Origin of the sequence: Corynebacterium sp. H128 (assembly GCF_037482625.1) — a bacterium.
In the GTDB taxonomy this organism is placed as follows: domain Bacteria; phylum Actinomycetota; class Actinomycetes; order Mycobacteriales; family Mycobacteriaceae; genus Corynebacterium.
The window spans coordinates 16,234-37,618 of the sequence record NZ_JBBHKW010000010.1 but is presented as its reverse complement, the minus strand read 5'-3'; the positions used below and the strand labels follow the sequence as shown (position 1 = coordinate 37,618).

Genomic DNA, 21,385 nt, shown 5'->3' with positions numbered 1-21,385 from the left:
AATAAAGCAATGAAGGGGCCTGCGGGCCCCTTCATTGCTTTATTATGCTGCTGGTTCTGACATTCTTCGCAGCTTGAGGCCAACTCGTGCGAAGTAGATGCCGAATAGGACTTCGATCGTCAGGGATGGCCCCCACGCCAAGATTTCGAAGAACGTATACCAGCGACGGCTGAGGTTGGCGCAGGAGTAACAAAGCCAGAACGCGCCATCGAGTGCGATTCCGTAGGCAAGCCAGCGCGGAAACAGCGGGTGATGGTAGAGGCAATATGCGCACGGAAGTAACGCAATGGCGAAAACAAATTGAGCTATGAGGAAGGCGGTCTCGAAACCATCGAAGTTTGGGACACGCTGAATGAGCTCCGACACACCGTAGAGCTGAATCATGCCCGAGACGCAGGCGATTCCGAAAGTCATGAGCTTCGGGGTGCGAAGGTATGTCGGCATGGTGCCTAGATAGGCGATGAGGACACCGAAAAAGCACAAAATGCCGCCGAAACGAGTAAGCGCCAGCGCTATAGAAGTGGACCAATTCGCATCCGCGATAGCAACCAAAGTTAGATAGCCCGCCCATCCAGCAGCTGTGATGAGCATGGCTAGGCCTTGATCGCGTAGGTCGAAAATGGTCCCTAGATCTCGATCTGCCACACCTTCTCCGTACTGCCGAACTGGTCTGTTGTCAGACAAACAAGTTTATCAAATCATTACAATGGTCGAATGATTTTGTATGTAAATCCTTAAAAAGGTGTGGTTTGTGATCGATCTGCAATAAATATCGAGCCTTTCATGAAAAAGCACTACCCGCTCGCTAAATTGCGAACCGGGTAGTGCATAGCGCCTTAAGCGTTAAGCGAAGGCTTCGTCGATAAGCGCAGCCTGCTCAAGCTGGTGCACCTTATTGATGCCCGTCGAGGTGGAGGACTGTGCTCGGCGGGAGACCCGCTTCAGCTTCGGCATATCAGGAAGCAGTTCTGGCAGGTTGAGTGCATAGAACGGCCATGGGCCCTGGTTAGCAGGCTCATCCTGGCAGAAGCGGACTTCCTCCAGGTTCGGGAACATCGCGAAGATTTCACGCAGTCGGTTATGCGGTATCGGATGCAGCTGCTCGAGGCGAACAACGGCAACGTCCTCGCGGCCGTCCTTCTTCTTGCGCTTCTCGAGGTCGTAGTACAGCTTGCCGGAAACCAGCAGCACCTTCTTGATCTTCGCGGCATCGCCGATCACGTTGCCGAGGGCATCCTGGATCGCCGGATCGTTGATCACGGAGCGGAACTTCTTGACCTCGGTGAACTCCTCAACGGAGGAAGCTGCAGCCTTCATGCGCAGCATGGACTTCGGAGTGAAGACCACCAGTGGGCGCTTCAGCTCACCCAGCGCGTGGCGACGCAGCAGGTGGAAGTAGTTAGCTGGGGACGTCGGCTGAGCCACCGTCATGGAGCCCTCAGCACACAGCTGCAGGTAGCGCTCGATGCGGGCAGAAGAGTGGTCCGGCCCCTGGCCCTCGTAGCCGTGCGGCAGGAGCAGGATGACGCTGGACTCTTGGCCCCACTTGGCTTCACCAGAAGAGATGTACTCATCGATGATGGTTTGTGCACCGTTGGCGAAGTCACCGAACTGTGCCTCCCAAGCTACAACGGCATCCGGGTTACCCACAGAGTAGCCATATTCGAAGCCCATGGCGGCGTACTCGGTCAGTGCCGAGTTGTAGATCATGAACTTGCCACCGTTGCCCTTAGCCTGTGCCAGCTCGTGAATTGGGCTGTACTCGGCTGCGGTTTCCGGATCAATCATGACGGCGTGACGCTGGGTGAAGGTACCGCGGCGCACGTCTTCGCCTGCCAAGCGCACAACCTTGCCGGAGTTCGCGAGAGAGGAGAAGGCGATGAGCTCAGCCCAGCCCCAGTCGATGCCGCCTTCGAGGGCAGACTTGGCGCGCTTTTCTGCGATCGGTGCGACGCGAGAGTGTGCCTTGAAGCCGGCTGGGATGTTGTGCCAAGCGCCACCGATTTCGGCGAGGTCGGCTGCGGAGATAGCCGTCTCCAGGCCGTGCGGCAGCTTCTGGGATCCAGTGATCCCTTCCTGCTGGCCTAGCGGATCCTTTTCGGCGCCCTTGACCTCGTTGAAGACGGATTCCATCTGATCGTGGAAATCGCGTGCTACAGCCTCGGCCTCTGCATCGGAGAGGTCACCACGGCCAAGGAGCGAGTCGGCGTACTGTGCGCGCACGCCGGGCTTCTCGTCGATGACGTCGTACATCTTTGGCTGGGTCATCGATGGGTCGTCGGCCTCGTTGTGGCCACGGCGACGGTAGCAGATGAGGTCGATGAAGACGTCCTTGCCAAAGCGGCGGCGGTATTCGGTAGCCAGCTGGCCTACCCATACGACGGCCTCAGGGTCGTCACCGTTGACGTGGAAGACCGGGCAGCCATAAGCCTTAGCCAGGTCAGTGGCGTAGTGGCTGGAGCGTCCGGAGTCTGGGGTAGTGGTGAAGCCGATTTGGTTGTTCACCACGATGTGGATGGTGCCGCCCACGGTGTAGCCGCGCAGCTGGGAAAGGTTGATGGTCTCGGGAACGATGCCGAGTCCGGCGAATGCTGCGTCGCCGTGGAGCAAGATTGGCACGACGGTGTAGCCGTCTGGGCCCTTGTCCAAAATGTCCTGCTTGGCGCGGGCGATGCCCTCCATGACCGGGTTAACGGCCTCGAGGTGGGATGGATTCGCGGTTAGAGTGACCTTGATTTCGCCATCGCCGAACATCTGGATGTGCTTGCCCTCGGCGCCGAGGTGGTACTTCACGTCGCCGGAAGCGCCAGCGGTATCGATGGACATATTGCCCTCGAACTCGTTGAAGATCTGGCCGAATGGCTTGCCGACGATGTTGGCGAGCACATTCAGACGACCACGGTGTGGCATGCCGATGACAACTTCGTCGAGGCCCTGGCCGGCAGCGGTATCGATGGAAGCATCCATCAGCGGGATCAGGGACTCGGCACCCTCGAGGGAGAAGCGCTTCTGGCCGACGAACTTGGTCTGCAGGAAGTTCTCAAATGCTTCAGCGGCATTGAGCTTCTGCAGGATGTACTTCTGCTCAGCGCGGGTCGGCTTAGGCATACCGGCTTCGAGACGATCCTGCAGCCAAAGGCGCTCATCGCGGTCAAAGATGTGGGTGTACTCGGAGCCGACCTTCAGCGTGTAGGCAGCGCGCAGGGTCTTCAAAACCTCGCGCAGCGTCATGGTCTCGCGGCCCGCAAAACCGCCGACATGGAAGGTACGATCCAGATCCCACAGCGTCAGGCCGTGGTTCTCAATGTCGAGGTCGCGAAGGTCTGGGATCGGCAAGCCGTCCTGGACATACTGCAGCGGGTTGGTGTCTGCGATGAGGTGGCCACGAGAGCGGTATGCCTCAATGAGCTGCATGACGCGGGTGTTCTTGTCCACGCCGGTGTTCGGTACATCCTGTGCCCAACGCATTGGGGTGTAAGGCACGTGCATGGTCTGGAAGATGTGATCCCAGAACAGGTCGTCGATAAGCAGCTGCGACATGGTGCGCAGGAACTCGCCGGACTCGGCACCCTGGATGACGCGGTGGTCATAGGTGGAGGTAATGGTGACGAGCTTACCGACGCCCAGTTCCGCCAGCCGATCCTCAGAGGCGCCCTGGAACTCAGCTGGGTAATCCATCGAGCCCACACCGATGATGGTGCCCTGGCCCTTGGTCAGGCGTGGCACGGAGTGGCGGGTGCCGATGCCGCCTGGGTTAGTCAGGGAGATGGTGATACCGGAGTAATCATCCATCGTGAGCTTGTTCTCACGGCCACGCTTGACTACGTCTTCGTATGCTGCGAGGAACTCGGAGAAGCTCATCTTCTCGCATTTCTTGATGGCTGCGACAACGAGGGCGCGGGAGCCGTCCTTCTGTGGCAGGTCAATGGCTAGGCCAAGATTGATGTGCTCCGGCACGATCAGGGTTGGCTTGCCGTCAACAACATCGTAGGAGTTGTTCATGTCTGGGTGGGCCATGATGGCCTTGACCAGGGCGTAGCCGATGATGTGCGTGAAGGAAATCTTGCCGCCAATGGTGCGCTTCAGATGGTCATTGACCATGGAGCGGTTTTCGAACATGAGGCGGGCTGGCATATCGCGAACCGACGTTGCGGTTGGAATCTCCAGGGAGATGTCCATGTTCTTGGCGATGGCCTTGTAAATGCCCTTCAGGGCAGTCTGGGAACCGCCAGGCAGTTCACCAGCGCGATTCAGCGGGGAAGCAGCCTTCTTCTGCTCAGCAGCCTTCTTGAGTGCTGCCGCAGAAGAACTAGAGGCGGGGCCTGCGCTCCGCGGCGTCTTAGCTGGAGCCTTCTTAGCAGATTCAGCGGCCGCCTTAGCAGGTGGCTCAGCTGCTGCCGGCGCGGACACCTCAGGGGCGGAAGAAGTTGCTGTGGCGGCCGGTTGTGCTGGGGTAGTAGGAGCGGATGCGGGCGCAGCCTTGGGAGCGCCCTGCTTCTCAAAAAGTTCCCGCCATTCGGCGTCCACGGACTGTGGATCCTTGCTGAATTGCTGGAACATCTCGTCAACCAGCCACTGGTTCTGGCCGAAGTTACTAGCGCTGCTCACGGCAGGGTCTCGCCTCATTTCCGTTGTAAATATTTACGTCAGTAGTCAACTGTAGTAGTTCCATACAGGCTAACGTGTTTCAGCCCATAAAGTCACACAGATTTCCGGGGAGTCGCTGCGCATCTCGCAGTTACCCCAATTTTGGTGGTGCTAGTGCGCCCGCCACATGTCCGCGTAGCGACCATTGCGCGCTAAGAGTTCATCGTGGGAACCTTCCTCAATGATACGCCCGCCGTCGATCAGCACAATGCGATCAGCACGAGCCGCGGTGGCTAACCGGTGCGCCACGATGACAGAGGTGCGGGTGGAAGTCACCCGGTCGGAAGCGCTCAGAATAGTGGCCTCGGTTGCGGGATCAAGTGTTGCAGTCGCCTCATCGAGCAGCATGATGTCTGGCTCGCACATTTCGGCGCGTGCCAGCGCAATGAGCTGGCGTTGACCGGAGGAAAGGCCACGGCCGCGCTCGCCGACGGGATGATTGAAGCCACCGGGGATCGCCGAGATCGCGGTGAGTGCGCCCACACGGCGGGCGGCCGCTGTGATGTCCTCCGGAGTTGCTGTGGGCCGTCCGTAGGCGATGTTCTCGGCGACGGTGCCGCTGAAAAGATGCGCCTCCTGCGGAACCAAGCCGATCGTCCGACGCCAGTCGTGGAGCGGGAACGTGCGGATGTCGGTGCCTGCTGCGCTGACTACACCCGCCTGGGGGTCATAAAACCTAGCGAGGAGCTTGATCGTGGTTGATTTCCCGGCACCCGTGGCGCCGACGAGAGCGACGGTACTGCCCGGTTGAATCGCTAGGTGGAAATGCGAGGTGACTGCCGGGAGTTCGGGGCCGTAGGCGAAGGCAACATCGGACAGCGCGAGCTCGCCGGTGGCGGCCACAGCGGCGCCAGGTGCGGTGCCACTATCGACGACCGAAGCCGAGGTTCCCAGCAGCTCCGAGATTCTTCGCAGGCCGACTGCGGCCTGTTGGTAGCCGTCGAAAAGCTGCGAAAGCTGCTGAATCGGCCCGAAAAGCAGTCCCATGTACATCACGAACGCCACCAATACGCCAGGGGAGAGCTCACCGCGCTGGACTTGGAGGGCGCCGAATCCGAGGACCGCAGCTGAGGTGAGCTCGCTGAGAGCATTGATACCGGGGAAGTACAGTGCTACCGCGGTCTGGGAGGAGACGCGGATGCGACGGTAGCGTTCTGCTTCCTGCTCGAATGCGAGTAAGGAGGCTTCTTCCATGCCGTGCATCTGCGCGATGCGCAACCCCGAGATGCTCTCCTGGAACATGGCGTTGACTGTGCTGATTTGTTCGCGCGCTGCCGTGTACAGCCGGGAGGAAATGCGGCGGAATATGGCGGTGGCCACGACCAAGATCGGGATCGCCGCGAGCGCTAGCAGCGCAAGCGATAAATCGGTGGCCAGCAGCATCGCGGAAATTCCGAGCAGCGTTGCCAGCGAGACAATTGCTTGCGCCACGCCGGTCTGCAAGAAGGAAGAGAGGGCATCAACGTCTGTGGTCATGCGGGTCATGATCTTCCCGGACATGGTGCGTTCGAAGTAGTCCAGGCTCAGCCGGTTCAAATGCGCGTAGGTGCGCAGTCGGAGTCCGAAGAGTAGCCGTTCGCCGGTGCGGGCGGTGAGGACAGTGTGCACCATCGCTGTGATCCAGCTGATGAGAACGACGGCGGTACCCAGGATCGCGATGATCCATAACGTGTCGCGGTCTTGCTGCAGCACGCCATTATCGATGGCGAAGCGAACCAGCGAAGGAAACGCTAGGTCGGTGGCCACTCCGATGAGCAGACACAGCATCACCGCGAGGATCAGCCAGCGCACCTGCCGAAACAGCGGCAACAGCCGGAAAGGGGCGGTAGTGGATCGGGCGAAATGGGCGTCCACCTTGGGTTGCTCAGTGGCCGGTGGCAGCGCGGCCACTTGAGCCATGAGCTCCGGGGTGGCAGGCATTGCTGCTGCCATGCCCATGCCGCCGCCGCGGCCTCCACCCCGGCCACCAGGTCCAGCGACGGCGGAGGCCGCAGCGCGAACTGTCGCGGAGTTCATCCCGGCAGGGCCATGCGCTGAATACTCTGGCCAAAGCTCTTCCCAGGTGGGATCGTGGGTGCCGTCGTCGAAAGGCAAGCCGGTAGCGTCCTCCGATTGGAAGTCCAGGTCCATGAGGTGGGCAAAGCGCTGCTGCGTCCGCATCTGCGCTAGCGTGCCGACGGCCGTAGCGTGGCCATCCTCAATCAGCGCCACGCGATCAGCAAGGTCCAGGGTGGATTGGCGGTGTGCCACGGCAAGGATTGTGACATCGGAGAACTCTGTGCGAAGTGCCTCGTAGATGCGGGCTTCGGTGGTGGCATCGATAGCGGAGGTGGCATCGTCAAGAATCAGGATGCGGGGGCGGGCCAGCAAGGCACGGGCCAACGCGATGCGTTGACGCTGGCCACCAGAAAGCGTCAGGCCGCGTTCGCCGACCACTTCTTCATAACCATTGCTCAAGTTGCTGATGAAGTCATGCGCTTGGGCGGCTGTAGCCGCCGCGCGGACCTGCGCATCGGTGTAGTTCCCACCCATGGTGATGTTGCTGCGGATGGAGGCACTGAACAGGAAGGCTTCATCAAAGACGCAGATGAGGCAGCGGCGCAGCTCATGGTCGCTGACATCGCGGGTATTGATGCGCGTGCCGCTCGGGGTGAGCAACTCGATTGTTCCGGCGGCAGGCTGGTAGAACTTGCCCAGTAGCTGCACCGCCATGGTCTTTCCGGCACCGGGTGGGCCGACTAAAGCCAAGGTCTCACCTGGCTGGACGCTAAGACTGAGGTCGCTGAGGATAGTGCGGTCCTGGTCGTGAAAATCAACGCCGGTCAGTGCGATGCCTAAGGGGCCATCCGGGATCGGCGTGGGCACGGTGGGATCGCTATGTTCCGGTGCCAGGTCAAGCACCTCAAAGACACGAGTCACCGAAGAACGCGCCATGTTGATACGCAGCACCATGCCAGAGAGCATTCGGGCCACGCCCGTCAATGAGGACAGGTACGCGGAGAAAGCCACGAAGGTGCCAATGGTGATGTGGCCGGACATGGCGAGCCAGCCACCAAGCGCAATGTTTGCGACCAAGGCCAATTGCGGCAACTGGTCTACCAGCGGCTGGAATTTTGCGTTCAGCCGGGCCGAACGCATCCGGGTTGCGTAGACCTTGCGGCTGCTTTCTTCGATGGCGTCGATCTCACGCTGTTCCTGTGCGAAGGCCTTCACCACTCGGATGCCGGTCACCGTTTCCTCAACGTGGGTCGCGAGGTCGGCCGCGGCCTGCTGGGCAGCCCAGGTAGCAGCGAACATTGGCTTACGAGAGTACAGCGCGCCGAAGAAAACCAGGGGAAGGGAGGCGAGGGCGACCAAGGCCAGCAGCGGTGACATCGCCAGCATGACGACGACGGTAAAGACCAACTTGAGTAGGTGCCCCACCGCGAGGGGAAACATCGCGACCAAGCCCTGGACCATGTTGATATCGGAGATCGAACGGCTGACAATCTGCCCCACTCGGATCCGGTCCTGCCCCGGGCCGTCCAGCTTATGCAGCGTCTCAAGCAGGCGGACTCGGATGCGGTGCTGGGTATTGATGGAGAGCAGGCCGGCGGTATAGCGGCGGCCAAACTGGGCGAAAAAGCGCGCCAGGGCTACGGCGATGAGCACCACGATGATGGCGGTCAGTTCAGAGTATTGGGGTAATAAGGAAGCGGCGGGGCCACCATGGGCCTGGCCGGTGGCGACGTCGACTGCGTCGCGGGTAAGCAGTGGTATCGACAGCTCCATGGTGACCACGGCGATGGTGGCGAGGGTCGCCACAGTGGTGGTCTTCGGATACGAGGCGATGATGCGCCACAGATCCCACATGCGCTGGTTGTTTTTCGCACTGCTGGGTGAGTTCACTATCGTGGATGAGTCCTTTGCATTGATGTTCAGTTGTGAGAAAGAGATTGACTCCGGCCGTGCAGTCACGCAGGGCCGGAGGTTAGCTAGGTGCCCCAAATCGTTGGGGCGGCTTCAGAGGTGGAGCCCTAAGCTCGCACTGGTTGTTTGCTTACTTGCCGAACTTGGGCAGGCTCCACTTACGGGGATTAATCTTGGCGAGAATGCCTTGTTCCGGAGCCGGCTGCATCGGCAGTGGCTCGGTGAACTGCGCCGGGATCGGCCCCATGGATTCGCGGGTGTTCTGGATAACCTGATCTGCCAGCTTACGGTTGGCGATGGTACCCACCACGAGTCCAATACCCAGTGGCATGATCTTGCCGATCCACATGGTGCGCAGCCTCTTGGCAAAGCGATTGCGCACCATCTTCATCAGTTGGGTGTTAATGGTGTTCAGGCCCGGCATGCTGATGCGGTTGATCTTGTTCGCGACGGAGGCGTTCTGGAGTTCCTTGTTCTTGACGTCGCCCAGCAGGGCATCAACTACCGCGGTGCCCGGCGCGCCCAGGACCACAGCCAAGATCAACGCGCGACGACGCTCAGCATCGCGCACTTCCACGCCCCGCAGCAACGCAGAGGCTGTAGAGTACAGCGCCGCAGCATTGAGGAAGACGAGGGACTCTGCGCCCACAGCAGCAGCGCCGGTGATGAAGCCAACGCCGGGGAAGGCTGCAGCAAGACCAGCAGCGCCACCAGAGCCGGTAGCCAAACGCTTGAAGTGTTTATCCATGTCCGCCTGGATCTGCGCTGGGGTGGCATTCGGATTGTTACTGCGGAGCCACTTGACGTAGTTTTCCACGACGGAGGTCTGGAGACGCACAGCGTTATCCAGGCCGCCGATCAGCATACGTCCGGTAACGCCGGCGTTGTCTTCGAGTGCTGCGGAGTCAGAGCCAAGAGCGTCGGTGATGGTGTTTTTAGCCATTGTGTTGCAACCTTTCTTTTGTCATCCTGACGCTAAAGGTGGCCAGGATTGGTTCAACATCAATTCTGCTGCGAATATTCCTCCGCCGCCATCACTTGCTCGATTGTTGGGGTTACACCGGTGTAAAGAACGAACTGTTCCGCTGCTTGGAGAGCCACCACTTCGCCACCGGTGATCTTCGGGACGCCGAGGCGCTCGGCAGCCTGGATGAGCGGTGTTTGTACTGGATACGCCACTACATCGAACACCATCTTGGCCCGGGAAATCTCCTCGTCGGAGAAGGCCTGCAGGTCCTGGGCATCCCCATACATTCCGATCGGGGTGACGTTTACTAACAATTCCGCATCGGCGGGCACCTCGCCGGAGAAATCCCACCCATAGCGGCTCGCGAGTGCGCTGCCAGTGACGTGGTTTCGGGCCACCACAGTGCCCGTCATGCCGTGGTCAGCAAGCGCTGCGACGACGGCGTTGGCCATGCCGCCCGAGCCCTTGATCGCCACTCTGAGGGGGCTTGGCACTTGGTGGGCCTGCAGGAGCTGCGCAACGGCGATGTAGTCCGTGTTGTAGCCCTTCAGATGCCCGTCGGTGTTCACGATGGTGTTCACAGACTCGATGCGCTCCGCGGAGGGATCCAGCTCGTCGATGAGCGCGATGACGTCGCTCTTGTAGGGCATGGAGACGCCTGCGCCCCGGATGCCGAGGCCGCGCATGCCCGCGATGGCGGCCACGATGTCAGTGGGGGCCACCGCCTTGTAGAGGTAGTTGAGTCCGAGCTCGGCGTACAGCCAATTGTGAAAGCGCACCCCATGATTTGAGGGGCGGGCGGCGAGAGAAATACACAAAGTGGTGTCGCGATCGACGATATTAACCATAATGACAAGGGTAGTAGTGATCGAGGTTTCGGAGGAAGTTGTGTCCCTGTCATGGTCCGCACTCGTGGCGGAGTACCCGCGTTTCGAGCAGTTCGTGTTCGGCGAGGGGCAGCCCGTGACCGGCACCGAATGGGTCGCCGAGTCGGTGCGCGCCGGGGCGGATCAATTTCGGATGCCTAGCGAGAAATCCCTCGCCCAGCTGTGGCTGTACAGCTTCTGCAACGCCGTGGTGACGCCCGCAGTCTTCCTGATGGTGGAGTTTGAAGAGCTGCCATCCTTGGACTTCGCCTCTGGATCCCTGTCTGCCAATGGCTTTTGGGGCAGCTTTTCTACCGCTAGCTTGGCGTCCTCCCAGGAGGAGTCGGGCGCGTCTTTGGCGCGCTCCATCGCCCCGCTTATCGACGCCCTGAGTGCCGAATTCGGGGTGCGGCCAGCCCCGCTCTGGGCGATCGTTGCCGATGGGTTACGCCAGTCCGCGTTGGAGGCGGGTAATGCTTCCTTTGATCCGGCGGCTGGGGTTCGGGTGGCCGCGGCGCTGAGCACTGGGTTTGCTGCGGCTGCGCCGGGGGAGGTGCCGGCGGTGGAGTATCAGGCAATTGTGGACGGGGCCTTTCTTCCTGTGGAATCGGCTGAGGATGTCACTGATGAGATGTATGTGCTGGTGCGCCGGACCTCCTGCTGCATGGTCTACCGATCGCCGGGGTCGGGGTTGTGTACCTCCTGCCCGAAGCAGGATGCCACCACCCGAGATCGTGCTTTGATGACGCTGGCTGAGTACTCCTAGCTGCGTGTGGAAGCGAGAGGCCGGGATTGCGACTAGGCTGATGCGAGTTGGATCCTTTGTATGCCAGCGACCGGCCCAGATGATGTTTCGGAAGGAACGTGTCACGTTATGAGCTTTTTTGAAGATATTGCTGCTGCGCTAGATGCGGAGGGCATTGAGTCTCGAGTCAACGACGACACCATGTTCGTCCCGATCACCGCGGAACTAGAAATCCAATTCGTTGAGATTGACCCCATCTTGCCGGCCGCAAATGTCTATGTGGCCGCCGCCGACGTGGACGAAGACGATGAAGATTTTGAAGCCGTCTTGGTCTCTGTGGTGTTCTCCGTTGAGGATGCCCTGACCACGGTGAATCGACATGTAGCCACGGATCAAGTGGTGACGCTACTTAGCGATCTACTGCTCGGCACCGACGAGCGCATCACTGATCTGGAGTTCTACCAGAGCACAGATGACCCGAACCTGGTGATCGCAGACGTGGCCGAAAACTCTGAGGTCCGGGTGCTAGTGGATGTGCACGAAGACGTGCCGACCGCTTTCGTTGCATTCGTCTCGGTGGATGCCACCTACGAGGACATGATCGATGAAGCCATCAGCGAAGTCTGGGAGGCCGACGATGACATCGACATTTCCGATGAAGACCGCGCCCGACTCTTCGAAGACATTCAAGAGGACGTAGCAACCCAGGTCAGCGAGATCCTCGACCTCGGCAGCTTCACCGACTTCGATCGCCTCTTTGATGTGCTCTCCTTGGCTGCTGACCAGGCCGATGACTGGGAAGCACAGCTGACCGCCTTCGACGAAGACGAGTTTGAACCCGAGGTGTATGACATCTTCGCCGATGAGCTTGCTGAGGAAGATGACCTGGAAGACCTCGACGATGAGGACGAAGACGAGGATGGCTTCGAAGACCTGGATGAGGACGAGCCTGAGGTGAAGTCCTAGTTATTCTTCTGGTCTCTGGGCGTCGCTAATGAGGGTAGTGCCGGGCTGAGCTTTTATCTCAGGCCGGCGGGCGATTAATCAGGACTTCTCGGCGCCCTAGTTGTATGTGCGCAGAGTTTATCGCTCTCGAATAACGCGTCCGCTGAGCCGGACTACTGATCCGGTCGGTTCTACGTGTATTAATGAGCCACTACCTTGCGCGATAGTTAGTTCTCTGCCTAAAACCGCGCAAAGTTCGATTGCAGCAGATCCGGTGGCTTCATCTTCGAGAGCGCCTGAGGCAGATGTGAACGCTCGGGCACGCACGTGTCCAGTAGCTTCATCCGCCCAGGCCCAAGCGTAATCATGGCGATTCTCGCCGGCAGCAGAGAGACGCATTAGTTCGACAATCGACGCAGTGGGGATCAGTTTCCAAGGTAGGCCCCGTCCTGGTGCTGTGCTGATGGCGCAGGCGTCCTCGGTGACTTCGATTGGCACACTTCCCGCATCGGTGTTGAGCGTATCAAGTGGGTATCCCAGATTCCGTAGCAACCATCCCGCACCTATGAGTGGATATCCAGCGAAGGGGATACGCCCAGCAGGTACAAAGATGCGAAGGCTCCCATCCTTGGTGTCATCGACGTAGACAGTTTCACTCGTTCCAGATTCGCGAGCAATGCTCTGACATTCGGCATCGCTGAGTGAAGCTGAATTCATGATGACAAGCAGCGGACTGCCATAGCGACCTAGCTCATCGACAAATACGCGGATGCGAAACGGGGTTGGCATGGTTCGATAGTACAGGCAGTGGCTATTACGCCAGGAACACATTGATTGTGGCTACCTTCTGCCTGATCGAAATACCGACTTGATAGAAGGGATCGCAGCTATTGGCCGTCGTGGATGGTGATGGCGTAGCCGTCGGGATCGCGGAAAGTGAAATGAAGGCCGAAGGGGCTTTCGCTTGGACTGGTCAAAACTTGGACCCCGGCTTTTGTTAGACGATCGTGGAGTTCGCGTGTGTTGCTGACTCGAATCCATACTGCGATGCCTAGGCCGACAGGGCCCGCGCTTAGGTCGGTGTGTGGCAGCGGGGTGCGAAGTGCCATGGGGATTGGCTCGGTGAAATACACAATGGCATCTGGTCGGGTTTGGCCACGGGTGAGGCCAAGGTGCCTTTCATAGAAGGTGGCGGAGCGTTCAAGATCGCTAACTTGGAGACCGATAAAGTCTGGGCCGAAAGTGCTCAAAATTCCTCCTCAGGAATAGATGTCAATATCTTGACAGTGAGCATATGTCATTATGTTGACATGGGTCAATTGGAGCAATTGGAAGGGCGCATCGGCTACGTCCTTAAACAAGTGGATGTGTTGCTGCGAGCTGAAATGGAGAATGTGCTGCGACCTTTAGGCTTAACCGTCGCTCAGTACGCTTGCTTGGAGGTGCTGGATGAGAGAGGGGCGCAGTCAAGTGCTGAACTGGCCCGAGCATCCTTCGTCTCGCGACAATCGATGAATGTGATGCTCAAGACCATGGAAAAGCATGGTTGGGTGCAAGCGGTGGACGTGACAGGTGGGGGTCGGGTCCGCCCCTTTCAAATCACCCCTCAAGGAGAGGATGGCCTTGCACCTGCGCGGGAAGCCGTGTTGGAGGTAGAGGAGAGGATGGTTGCGGGCCTAAGCGAGAAGGACCAATCCCAGTTGCTGCGCCTGTTGCTGAGGTGCATGGATCAATTGGATTAGGGGAAAGGGGCGCGCCGGAGCTGGTTTAGTTGCTAAGGCATTGAACCAAGTTTGTCCAGAGTGATTTCTTCGAACTTGTGCTGGTGACGAGCTATGTAGAACAACAGGTTTGTGCACGTTCTAGATCTTGGCATTAGGGCTGAACTTTGATCCCAGCCCTACAGTGTCTGAGGGGCCTTTCGATCCTATGTCGCCGTCTGCAGAGATGTGTATTTTGCGGAGTGTTGTGGTGCATACACCGTACTTGCCAAGTGTCCGTCCTTTCGCGGCAGCCTTGCAACCTGGAATGGTCGGCGGGCTTCACTTCCGCAGCTTGCCGGGTGGAGGGATGCTAGCTTCCTATTCGGAGCTATTGGCATTGTGTGGGGTTCGGGTCACGCTGGAAATTTTGCCAATTCAGTGGTGCCTGAGGTTTCGGAACGTGGTCGAGTTCAGGTCCAGCCCGCACTGGCTTTGGGTTGTTTGTCGCTTTCGCGCAACGGGATGGGGGTACTGTTGCCATATGCGAGTGCGGTCGAAGGACGGGACACAGCTGACTCTCGCTGTGCACGGCTGCGAGCTCCCGAATCCTCAGCCCCCGGGCGCTTATGGGTGGGACGCGAATTGGCTGATTGTCTCCGGGGACCTGACGTTGAGCGACGGACGCCATCACTCCTTCATGGATACCTGTCTGATGACTTGGGAGGCGGCCAAGCTCCATGAGTGGCTCCAGGGGGGTGGCGTGTGGATCTGTCCCAGACCAGGTGCAGGGCCCGACACTCGATTTCGTGGAGCCCTGCTTAGCCTTCGCCGCGTCACCCTTGGATGGCTATGATGTTGAGCTCCGGGTCTATTTGTCTCTCGAAGCCGAGCCGCCTTTCGTTGTTGCTGGCGCTGCAGGCAGGTTCGAGAACTATGTTCCACTATGCATGGGTCTTCCTGTGATCGAAGCGGCTGCCACCGAGTGGGGAGACGGCCTGCGTACGTTTCCGGTGCGGGGTGGTAACCAGTGACCCCGTCCGTATCATGGCCGTATCTATCGGAACTCGGTCGAGTTCAGATTCAATAATTGACCTCAGACAGTTGGCACTGGGCTCGCTCTCTGGCCTGGATTGCTCGTTTGAGGGCACAGCTTCATGGTCAGGATGGATAGGTTGCGGCGTAGAATAAGGGGCATGCGGATCCTCATTGTCGGTGCCGGGGCGATGGGGCTGAGTCATGGCTGGTTGCTGTCTCAGGCGAACGAGGTGACGTTCCTGGTGAGGCCCGAGCGGGTGCGCTTCTACGACCATGACTTTCAGTTGGCTGTGCATGATCTCCGTACTGAACATGATGACCAGACCTGTTCGTTTCGCCCCGCAGTTACCGAGGTTGCCGTGGCGGATCGCTACGACCTGGTGTTGGTCATGGTCGATCGCGCCAACCTGGCGAGTGTTCTGCCTGTCGTGTCGCCACTTGTGGAGCGCATACCGACGGTGTTCATGCTGAATCATTGGGACATCGAAGGTGAGCTGGGTCAGGTGCTACCGCGTAGCGCCTATCTGTTGGGCTTTCCGTCACAGATCGGCGGTGGCCGGGACGGTCACTGCCTTGAGGTGACCGTCTTTCCGAAGGGCACCATCTTGGAGGCACCAACAGCGATGACGAGGGATATTCTCCACAGTGTTCGGGGTGTCTTCGAGTCTGCCGGTCTGCATGTGCGGTGGCAGTCGGACATGGCTGGCTGGTTGGCGGTCCACAGCATGCAGCAATCCTTGACGGCGGCCCCTGTGCTGGAGGCAGGCGGCTACGAGAACTTCGTCCATGATCCGGCCGCCGTCACGAGACTTGTCCGCGCGTTTAAGGAGGGCCTAACCGTTTGCCGACGCCGAGGAATCGGGACATGGCGGCTTTGGCCTGCGGCGCTGTTCTGGCTGCCGACTCCGGTGGTGGCCAAGCTGATGAGCGGCATGTTCCAGCAACCAGAAACGGCTCGGATGGTGTCGGGCCATATGCGCCATGGTCTGGCGGACTGGATCACCGGGCTGAATGACATCTGTACTACTGCACGGCAACTCGGGGTGACCACACCGGAGCTGGATGCGCAGCAGGCCGTGACGTCCAGCTGGTTACGGCAAACCTCTGCGAATTGAAGGACTGGCCTATCGATCGGTTGCTCCGAGGTTCGTGGTGCGGCTCCGTGCGGTCGGGTGTCATGCTCATCTGTACCTGAATAAGGTCGAGTTTCGCTTCAACGTGTAGCTGTAGACTCCTTGAGTATGAGTCTCGAGGCAAAGGTTTATGCCCCGCTCGCTAGGGTGGAGATAAAGGCCTACACGGCGTTGGCTGTGTCGGGGGTCGAAGTTGAGCGCGATGGTCTCCGAGTTCGTGTCGCGGAGGCTGAGGTGTACTGGCGTTACATTGGCAGCGACTGGTGCATTGATTTTATTCAACTCTCTGGCCCTTACATCAAAAAGGATGGGTCGGACTCCAAGCAGACCGCCTCGTTTGCGACGAAGCTCAGTTCTTCCCGCCCATCCAATCCTGCGCTGCCAGCGGAGATCGAGGCGGCTGCGCTTGAATGGAAGCCTGACTGGGTTCCGGAGATGAGTGAGATTCCGTATGAGCGCGATCCGGAGCGGGAGTCAAGCCTGTGAGCATCGAACATATTTCAACCACAACGCAGGTTCTCCTCAAGGTCAAAGTAGAATTCTCGCCGGTCGACTTCATCGCCCCGATCAAGGCTCGGAGCGCTCTGATCAAGAAGGCGGTTGCCCATTGGGGCTACTCTGATGGCCGATGGAATTTAGAGAGTGTGTATGTCTGGGGCCCGGTAGTCCGTAAAGCTGACGGTCAGGAAACGTCAAAGCACGTCGCCGAGCTTACCCATCCGCCTTTCGATCAGGCAGCAAAGTACAGGGTTGTCACTCCACCCGAGCTTGTAGAACTTGCTCTCCAGCATGCACCCACGTGGGAGCCCGAAATCAACGCAACGCACTATCCGCGTATCCATAATCTGCGTTCGAGTCTGTAAGCGGGCGATATTGTGGCCAACCGACAGTTCTCTTGCGCTTTTGACTTAGGTCGGGTTGCGGCAACTATGAGGGAAAGTATTGACGGTGACGCCCCTCGAACTTGCGGACGAGGGCGACATCCTGTCCGCTCATGCGCACTGGCATGGTGTCCGTATCTCCTACGGCTGAATACGGCGTATTCAGGCTGCCAGGCGGCGACCCGCTCGGTCTCGTCGCATGATGGCCGCATCCATCGGAATGCGGTGGAGTTCCGCTTCAACATGCAGGCGGTCATCCGGTTAGGACTGGGTGCCTTTGGTCTTCAGTGCTCGGAGTGCAACGTCCACTTCCGATGCGACGGCCTTCGCAGTTTTGCTGGACCAGTGAACTCCGTCGACGGTGAGATTGAGCTGCCGGTGATGCGCCCACATGTCCTTGGTTGCGGGAACCGTCTGCATGGTGGCCGCATCGATGATGCGCGGGATGGGAGTTCTTGACCAGCGGATAGTACGCTCAGCTGATGCGACTGCTCGTCTCATCGCTGCGGCGGTATCTACGAAGGAGTGCCCGTCGTCGGCCGCGATCTGGCGAAGAAGCAGATTCCTGGCCTCGTGCTCCGCGATGGGGTAGTCCTCCATCTCTGTGAGTGGCAGGCCAAGGATCACCGGCGTAAGACCTGCGTTCGTCACGATGTTCAGCATGTTGCGGTATGCGTGGGCGAACGCTGAGTCGTCGCGGATGCAATGCATCTTGGTGCTACGCACGGACATCGATGTCTTCCAACCGCGAACAGTTGCCAGGTGGGGGAGCAGTGTGTCGTTCGTGCCGATGCCAATAATGCAGACTGACTCTGCTCGGATGGAGTGGAGTAGGAGGGGGAGTCTTTGCGTGAGCCCCCACAATGTGTTGCCATCGACGCCTTCGTTGCGAAGACACTCCCGGTGTTCGGAGAAATGGACGTATGACCATCCGACTCCACCGCGGGTGAGGCTGTCTCCCACGCATAGGATGTTTCGCTTCTGCATGTGATCATGGTACATAGCCGCTTCCGCCCACTTCGTGTGGCAGGAGGCTCCGCTCATGGTTGACACAGAGTCGGAGCCATGGTGAGGCGTGCTCGCCAGATGGTTCTATCCATCGGAATTCGGTCTAGTTCCGCTTTAACGCGTAGTTCAAGCTTTCAAGGTCGGTGGTTCCTAGTTGGGGTTTGTTTGGCTCTGCGATGCAGGCGAAGCTGGCTGCAGTACTTTCGTAGACACGCGAGTGCTGTGCTTGCAGGAGCGACTAGTCGCACTCCGGGATCCGACGCGAAAACAGTGTGCGGGTTGTTCGGAGTTGTTCACGCCCTGTCTCGTAATGATTTATGGTTTTGTGGATCGGTGGAATTCCGTCGTGGACAAGCCTTTGGTGGAAAGGGAGGAACCGATGCTACCTGACGTATCCAAGCTTCGTGTGAAGGAGCTGCTCCAAACGGAAGCTGCCATTGTCGCAGAGTTGCGACAGCGGGGCTTGGTGCGCACTAACAACAAGCCTCTAGGGGACATCGCTGAACAAGTGGTTCTTGCTGCTCGTGGCGGTATCCTCGAGCCGAATTCTACAAAGTCGCATGATGTCACCACCCCCGGAGGACACAGGATTCAGGTCAAGGCCATGGGTAGGCGGATGGGTGGCAAGAAGGGCAAGTTCAGTCCGTTTCGTAGTTTCGATTTTGACACTGCAGTGTTCCTGGTTTTTGAGTCGCAGAGCTTCGAGTTAATCCTCGCGCGTGAGGTCAGTGCGAAGGACGTTGAAGCAGTCTCTGGGTACAGTGCGCACACGAACGGGCGACAACCAACGTTGAGTCAGATCGAGTGCACGGGGGTTGACGTGGCAACAGAGATGCGTGCTGCATATGCTGCGCTCGACATTGGTGTGGCTGAGTCGCTCGAGTAGCGCGCCGTGTAAATCTGTGCGGAGTTTTACGGTGTCTTGGGCAATGTCGATTTCGGGCATATGAGTCTGCTGACGGCTTTCCCGATTGGTGGACGTGCGCGCGTAGTGGTGCAGGATAGTCGTCGCATCGCGCCGACACCTGCTTTCCAGGACTCGTGTGCAAGCAGCGGCTGAAGTCCGAGGAGACCTCTGATTCCCAATTCGGTTGCGGGAGCACTTAGTTGCGCCGCCGGGACAATTGGCTACAGCTTTCTGCCGGTTATGCCTTCTTGGACTTCCGATGGCTGGAGGGAGAACGTGTAGCGATGAACCAACCTAACCAGGGCAATGGAAAACCTGTCCCGTCGCTGGCAAGCCTGCAACTTGCTCAAGAGCTGGCTTCTTAGGAGTCCAGTATGGATCTGGCTCCGGATCGGTAGTGATGTGAGCCCATCGGAATGGTAGGCCAGCAGCCATTGTGGGGTTCGCTCGATCCATTAGCTGGAAATGGAGATGCGGCTCGCTGGAGTTGCCAGTATTTCCGACCTGACCAAGAAAGTCACCTGCTTGAACTTGTTGACCTGTAGTGATGCTGACGGATCCGTGTTTTAGGTGGGCGTAAAGGCTGAACGCGCCATCGCCATGATCAATAATTACGTGGTTTCCGAGGGTGAATCGAGGACTCGCTAGTCCTCTCACGAAGGCTTCGATCGACATCATGAAGATCAGCCCGGGCCAGGTATTTCGAGCTCGATGATCGTGCATTTTGTCGAGCTTGGCGACGACAGTTCCTGAGCTACTGGCGAGCACTGGTTGACCAAAACAGGCGTAGTCTTCCGGCGGGGCTTGGCGCAGTGCCCAACCTGGTGAAGTCCTTTCGGGGGAATTCGGTGATTGGAGAATGTCGATAGCGAAAGCCTGGCCGAGAGTTCGGACTCCATGACTGGGTACTTTGTTAGCAGGACTATTACCAGTGATCCAGCGACCGATCACTGGTGGTCGGATGGTTCGTGGTGGCTGCCGGTCTGCGCGTGGTGACGGGGTCACGATTGCGAGGATGAGCGGGAAGAACACTAGCCACCAGGAGATCGGAAATAAGAGGCTCGCCAATACGAGCAGGAAAAAGACCCAAATGAGCCACGTGTATAGCGCTTTAACAGTGCGTATCATCGGCGAGCTCCCAACAGGGTGGTGAGAAGTGGGACAACTCGTTCGGTGGGAACGGCGTGCTTTCCTCCGGGGCCTGAGCGGAGCCATCCTGCTGAGACGAGGACTCTGAGGTGGTGGTACACCTGACCTTTTGATCCCATTGATTCAGACTCTGCGAGTTCTTTTGCAGTATGCATTCGCCCTTCAAGCACTTCTTTTAGGATGCGTAACCGCACCGGGTGGGCTAGCGCGTCTAGTACTGTGGCTGCCTCGTCCCAGTAGTCGTGGAGGAATTCTTCGGCGTGGGCGCCAATTTGCCACGAAACTGGGCCAGTGCTGGGGAGATTGATGGAGCCTACGACCATAACCGTCCCGCCATTACTCTCGCCTTCGCGTTCCTTTAGGCCGTGTAGGGCCCAGAGGTGGTCGCTGGTGCCGCGTTGTTGGGGAGATTCTGCTGAACTGGTGCTATGAGTTTCGGCAGCTTCATCCTGATTTTCGATAGCGGTGAGCCGCTGCTCTAGCAGTGTGACTCTGGTGTTGAGTTCCTCTAGGTCCGTTTGTGTAGCCATGATGTCAATATAGCGAAAGTTCGAAATTACGTAAATTTGGAATCGGGTCGATTTTTCAACTGGAGTTTGTCATGTTCGAGATCGGGATGGCTGCAGGCGGTAGCAGCCTGCGTTTGGCTGAGGTTTGGTTTGGTACCTTAGGTTGTCGCGCCGTCGAGTATGGCGGTGCAACAAAGTTCGTATTAGGGGCTATGAAAATGCGAAAGGTTTACTAATGGCTATGGATGCTGTGGTTTTCGATGTTGATGGCACGATCTGCTTTAATGGCACGTCCGTGTCTCCTGAGATTGTCACAGCATTGCGAAGTCTAAGAGAGCAAGTCAGGGTAGTGTTTGCGTCTGCTCGCCCTGTCCGCGATTTGCTCCCGGTGCTGCCCGAGGATCTTCACGACTGTGCCTTGATCGGAGGCAATGGCGCTTTTCTGCGAGATGGTGGGCAGTTGACGGTGCTTGGTATTGCGCGGGAAGGGCGGCAGGCTCTGGACGCAATCATCGAGGAACATGGCTTGAGGGTGCTAGTCGACGGCGATTGGGACTATTCCTTTAGTGGCGACAGCTCCCACCGCATCTTCCGGCAATTGGATGCCGGAAGGCTAGCTAAGAATGTAGCGCGCGATCAGATTGCGACCTACTCCAAAGTAGTTTTGTTTACTGAGGACTCCGCCGTTATTGAAGAGTTGGGGAGAACCTCGCTGAGTTTCACGGTTCACCCTGACGAGAGCATTATTGACATCGCTCCCGCTGGGATTACGAAGCATGATGCGATCTGCAGACTTGGTATTGCTGATCGGAGGTATGTCGCATTTGGCAATGACGCAAACGATATGCTCATGCTTGAACGGGCGGGAGTGAGCTATTGCGTGGGCAACCATGACGCACTTGATTTCGCTGATCATCATCTTGCTGTGGAGGATGTTGCGCACGCAATTCAGCGCCTTGCGATATCGCTGGCTGGGTAATG

General features: G+C 58.5%; 20 protein-coding genes. 10 read left to right on the top strand and 10 right to left on the bottom strand.

The genetic code is table 11. The features are described 5' to 3' along the window. Positions 1 to 42 precede the first annotated feature (42 nt). The 5 genes from WG915_RS09595 to WG915_RS09575 form a co-directional block, all read right to left on the bottom strand. Positions 43 to 645: a hypothetical protein gene (locus WG915_RS09595; RefSeq protein WP_339565160.1), complete on the bottom strand. Its 603-nt coding sequence runs from the start codon at positions 643 to 645 to the stop codon at positions 43 to 45. Positions 646 to 843: 198 nt separating this feature from the next. Further along, entirely contained in the window at positions 844 to 4,608 is a 3,765-nt protein-coding gene (locus WG915_RS09590) for a multifunctional oxoglutarate decarboxylase/oxoglutarate dehydrogenase thiamine pyrophosphate-binding subunit/dihydrolipoyllysine-residue succinyltransferase subunit (protein WP_339565159.1), read from the bottom strand. A 150-nt stretch (positions 4,609 to 4,758) separates the two neighbouring features. Next, positions 4,759 to 8,499, bottom strand: a complete 3,741-nt coding sequence (locus WG915_RS09585; protein ID WP_339565212.1) for an ABC transporter ATP-binding protein — start codon at positions 8,497 to 8,499, stop codon at positions 4,759 to 4,761. 187 nt (positions 8,500 to 8,686) lie between these two features. Beyond that, a complete protein-coding gene (locus WG915_RS09580) occupies positions 8,687 to 9,499 on the bottom strand; it encodes a hypothetical protein (RefSeq protein WP_339565158.1) in 813 nt (270 codons plus the stop codon). A gap of 59 nt (positions 9,500 to 9,558) precedes the next feature. Then, the gene (locus WG915_RS09575; protein ID WP_339565157.1) at positions 9,559 to 10,371 is read right to left on the bottom strand and encodes a shikimate 5-dehydrogenase; all 813 of its coding nucleotides are present in this window, start codon (positions 10,369 to 10,371) and stop codon (positions 9,559 to 9,561) included. 1 nt (position 10,372) lies between these two features. Here WG915_RS09575 and WG915_RS09570 point away from each other — a divergent pair, with 1 nt between their 5' ends. Both WG915_RS09570 and WG915_RS09565 read left to right on the top strand, forming a co-directional pair. Then, positions 10,373 to 11,155 carry a (2Fe-2S)-binding protein gene (locus tag WG915_RS09570; protein WP_339565156.1) on the top strand — a complete coding sequence of 261 codons (783 nt, stop codon included), beginning with the start codon at positions 10,373 to 10,375 and terminating at the stop codon, positions 11,153 to 11,155. A 108-nt stretch (positions 11,156 to 11,263) separates the two neighbouring features. Then, on the top strand, positions 11,264 to 12,100 hold the full coding sequence (locus tag WG915_RS09565; protein WP_339565155.1) for a hypothetical protein: 837 nt from the start codon (positions 11,264 to 11,266) through the stop codon (positions 12,098 to 12,100). A gap of 117 nt (positions 12,101 to 12,217) precedes the next feature. On the opposite strand, the gene WG915_RS09560 is transcribed toward WG915_RS09565, so the two are convergent. After that, complete coding sequence (locus WG915_RS09560; RefSeq protein ID WP_339565154.1) at positions 12,218 to 12,868, bottom strand: PhzF family phenazine biosynthesis protein; 651 nt, start codon at positions 12,866 to 12,868, stop codon at positions 12,218 to 12,220. 98 nt (positions 12,869 to 12,966) lie between these two features. Next, positions 12,967 to 13,329, bottom strand: a complete 363-nt coding sequence (locus WG915_RS09555) for a VOC family protein (RefSeq protein WP_339565153.1) — start codon at positions 13,327 to 13,329, stop codon at positions 12,967 to 12,969. 60 nt (positions 13,330 to 13,389) lie between these two features. Here WG915_RS09555 and WG915_RS09550 point away from each other — a divergent pair, with 60 nt between their 5' ends. The 6 genes from WG915_RS09550 (at position 13,390) to WG915_RS09530 (ending at position 16,813) form a co-directional block, all read left to right on the top strand. Continuing rightward, on the top strand, positions 13,390 to 13,821 hold the full coding sequence (locus tag WG915_RS09550; protein ID WP_339565152.1) for a MarR family winged helix-turn-helix transcriptional regulator: 432 nt from the start codon (positions 13,390 to 13,392) through the stop codon (positions 13,819 to 13,821). Between the two features lie 187 nt (positions 13,822 to 14,008). Beyond that, complete coding sequence (locus tag WG915_RS11635) at positions 14,009 to 14,635, top strand: WapI family immunity protein (protein ID WP_445227819.1); 627 nt, start codon at positions 14,009 to 14,011, stop codon at positions 14,633 to 14,635. Next, positions 14,520 to 14,813 (top strand): hypothetical protein, encoded by a 294-nt coding sequence (locus WG915_RS09545; protein WP_339565151.1) that lies wholly within the window; start codon positions 14,520 to 14,522, stop codon positions 14,811 to 14,813. The genes WG915_RS11635 and WG915_RS09545 overlap by 116 nt, the downstream gene beginning before the upstream one ends. A 162-nt stretch (positions 14,814 to 14,975) precedes the next feature. Continuing rightward, a complete protein-coding gene (locus WG915_RS09540; RefSeq protein ID WP_339565150.1) occupies positions 14,976 to 15,932 on the top strand; it encodes a ketopantoate reductase family protein in 957 nt (318 codons plus the stop codon). A 126-nt stretch (positions 15,933 to 16,058) separates the two neighbouring features. Next, positions 16,059 to 16,436 (top strand): hypothetical protein, encoded by a 378-nt coding sequence (locus WG915_RS09535; protein WP_339565149.1) that lies wholly within the window; start codon positions 16,059 to 16,061, stop codon positions 16,434 to 16,436. Continuing rightward, positions 16,433 to 16,813 carry a hypothetical protein gene (locus WG915_RS09530; RefSeq protein WP_339565148.1) on the top strand — a complete coding sequence of 127 codons (381 nt, stop codon included), beginning with the start codon at positions 16,433 to 16,435 and terminating at the stop codon, positions 16,811 to 16,813. Before WG915_RS09535 ends, WG915_RS09530 begins: the two co-directional genes overlap by 4 nt. Positions 16,814 to 17,092: 279 nt before the next feature. On the opposite strand, the gene WG915_RS09525 is transcribed toward WG915_RS09530, so the two are convergent. After that, entirely contained in the window at positions 17,093 to 17,818 is a 726-nt protein-coding gene (locus WG915_RS09525) for an SGNH/GDSL hydrolase family protein (RefSeq protein WP_339565147.1), read from the bottom strand. A gap of 400 nt (positions 17,819 to 18,218) precedes the next feature. Between WG915_RS09525 and WG915_RS09520 the strand changes: the two genes are divergently transcribed. Then, a complete protein-coding gene (locus WG915_RS09520) occupies positions 18,219 to 18,725 on the top strand; it encodes a hypothetical protein (protein ID WP_339565146.1) in 507 nt (168 codons plus the stop codon). A 315-nt stretch (positions 18,726 to 19,040) separates the two neighbouring features. On the opposite strand, the gene WG915_RS09515 is transcribed toward WG915_RS09520, so the two are convergent. Both WG915_RS09515 and WG915_RS09510 read right to left on the bottom strand, forming a co-directional pair. After that, positions 19,041 to 19,874: a M23 family metallopeptidase gene (locus tag WG915_RS09515; protein WP_339565145.1), complete on the bottom strand. Its 834-nt coding sequence runs from the start codon at positions 19,872 to 19,874 to the stop codon at positions 19,041 to 19,043. Then, positions 19,871 to 20,425, bottom strand: a complete 555-nt coding sequence (locus tag WG915_RS09510; protein WP_339565144.1) for an ArsR/SmtB family transcription factor — start codon at positions 20,423 to 20,425, stop codon at positions 19,871 to 19,873. Before WG915_RS09510 ends, WG915_RS09515 begins: the two co-directional genes overlap by 4 nt. 214 nt (positions 20,426 to 20,639) lie before the next feature. Between WG915_RS09510 and WG915_RS09505 the strand changes: the two genes are divergently transcribed. After that, complete coding sequence (locus WG915_RS09505) at positions 20,640 to 21,383, top strand: HAD-IIB family hydrolase (protein WP_339565143.1); 744 nt, start codon at positions 20,640 to 20,642, stop codon at positions 21,381 to 21,383. Positions 21,384 to 21,385: the final 2 nt, after the last annotated feature.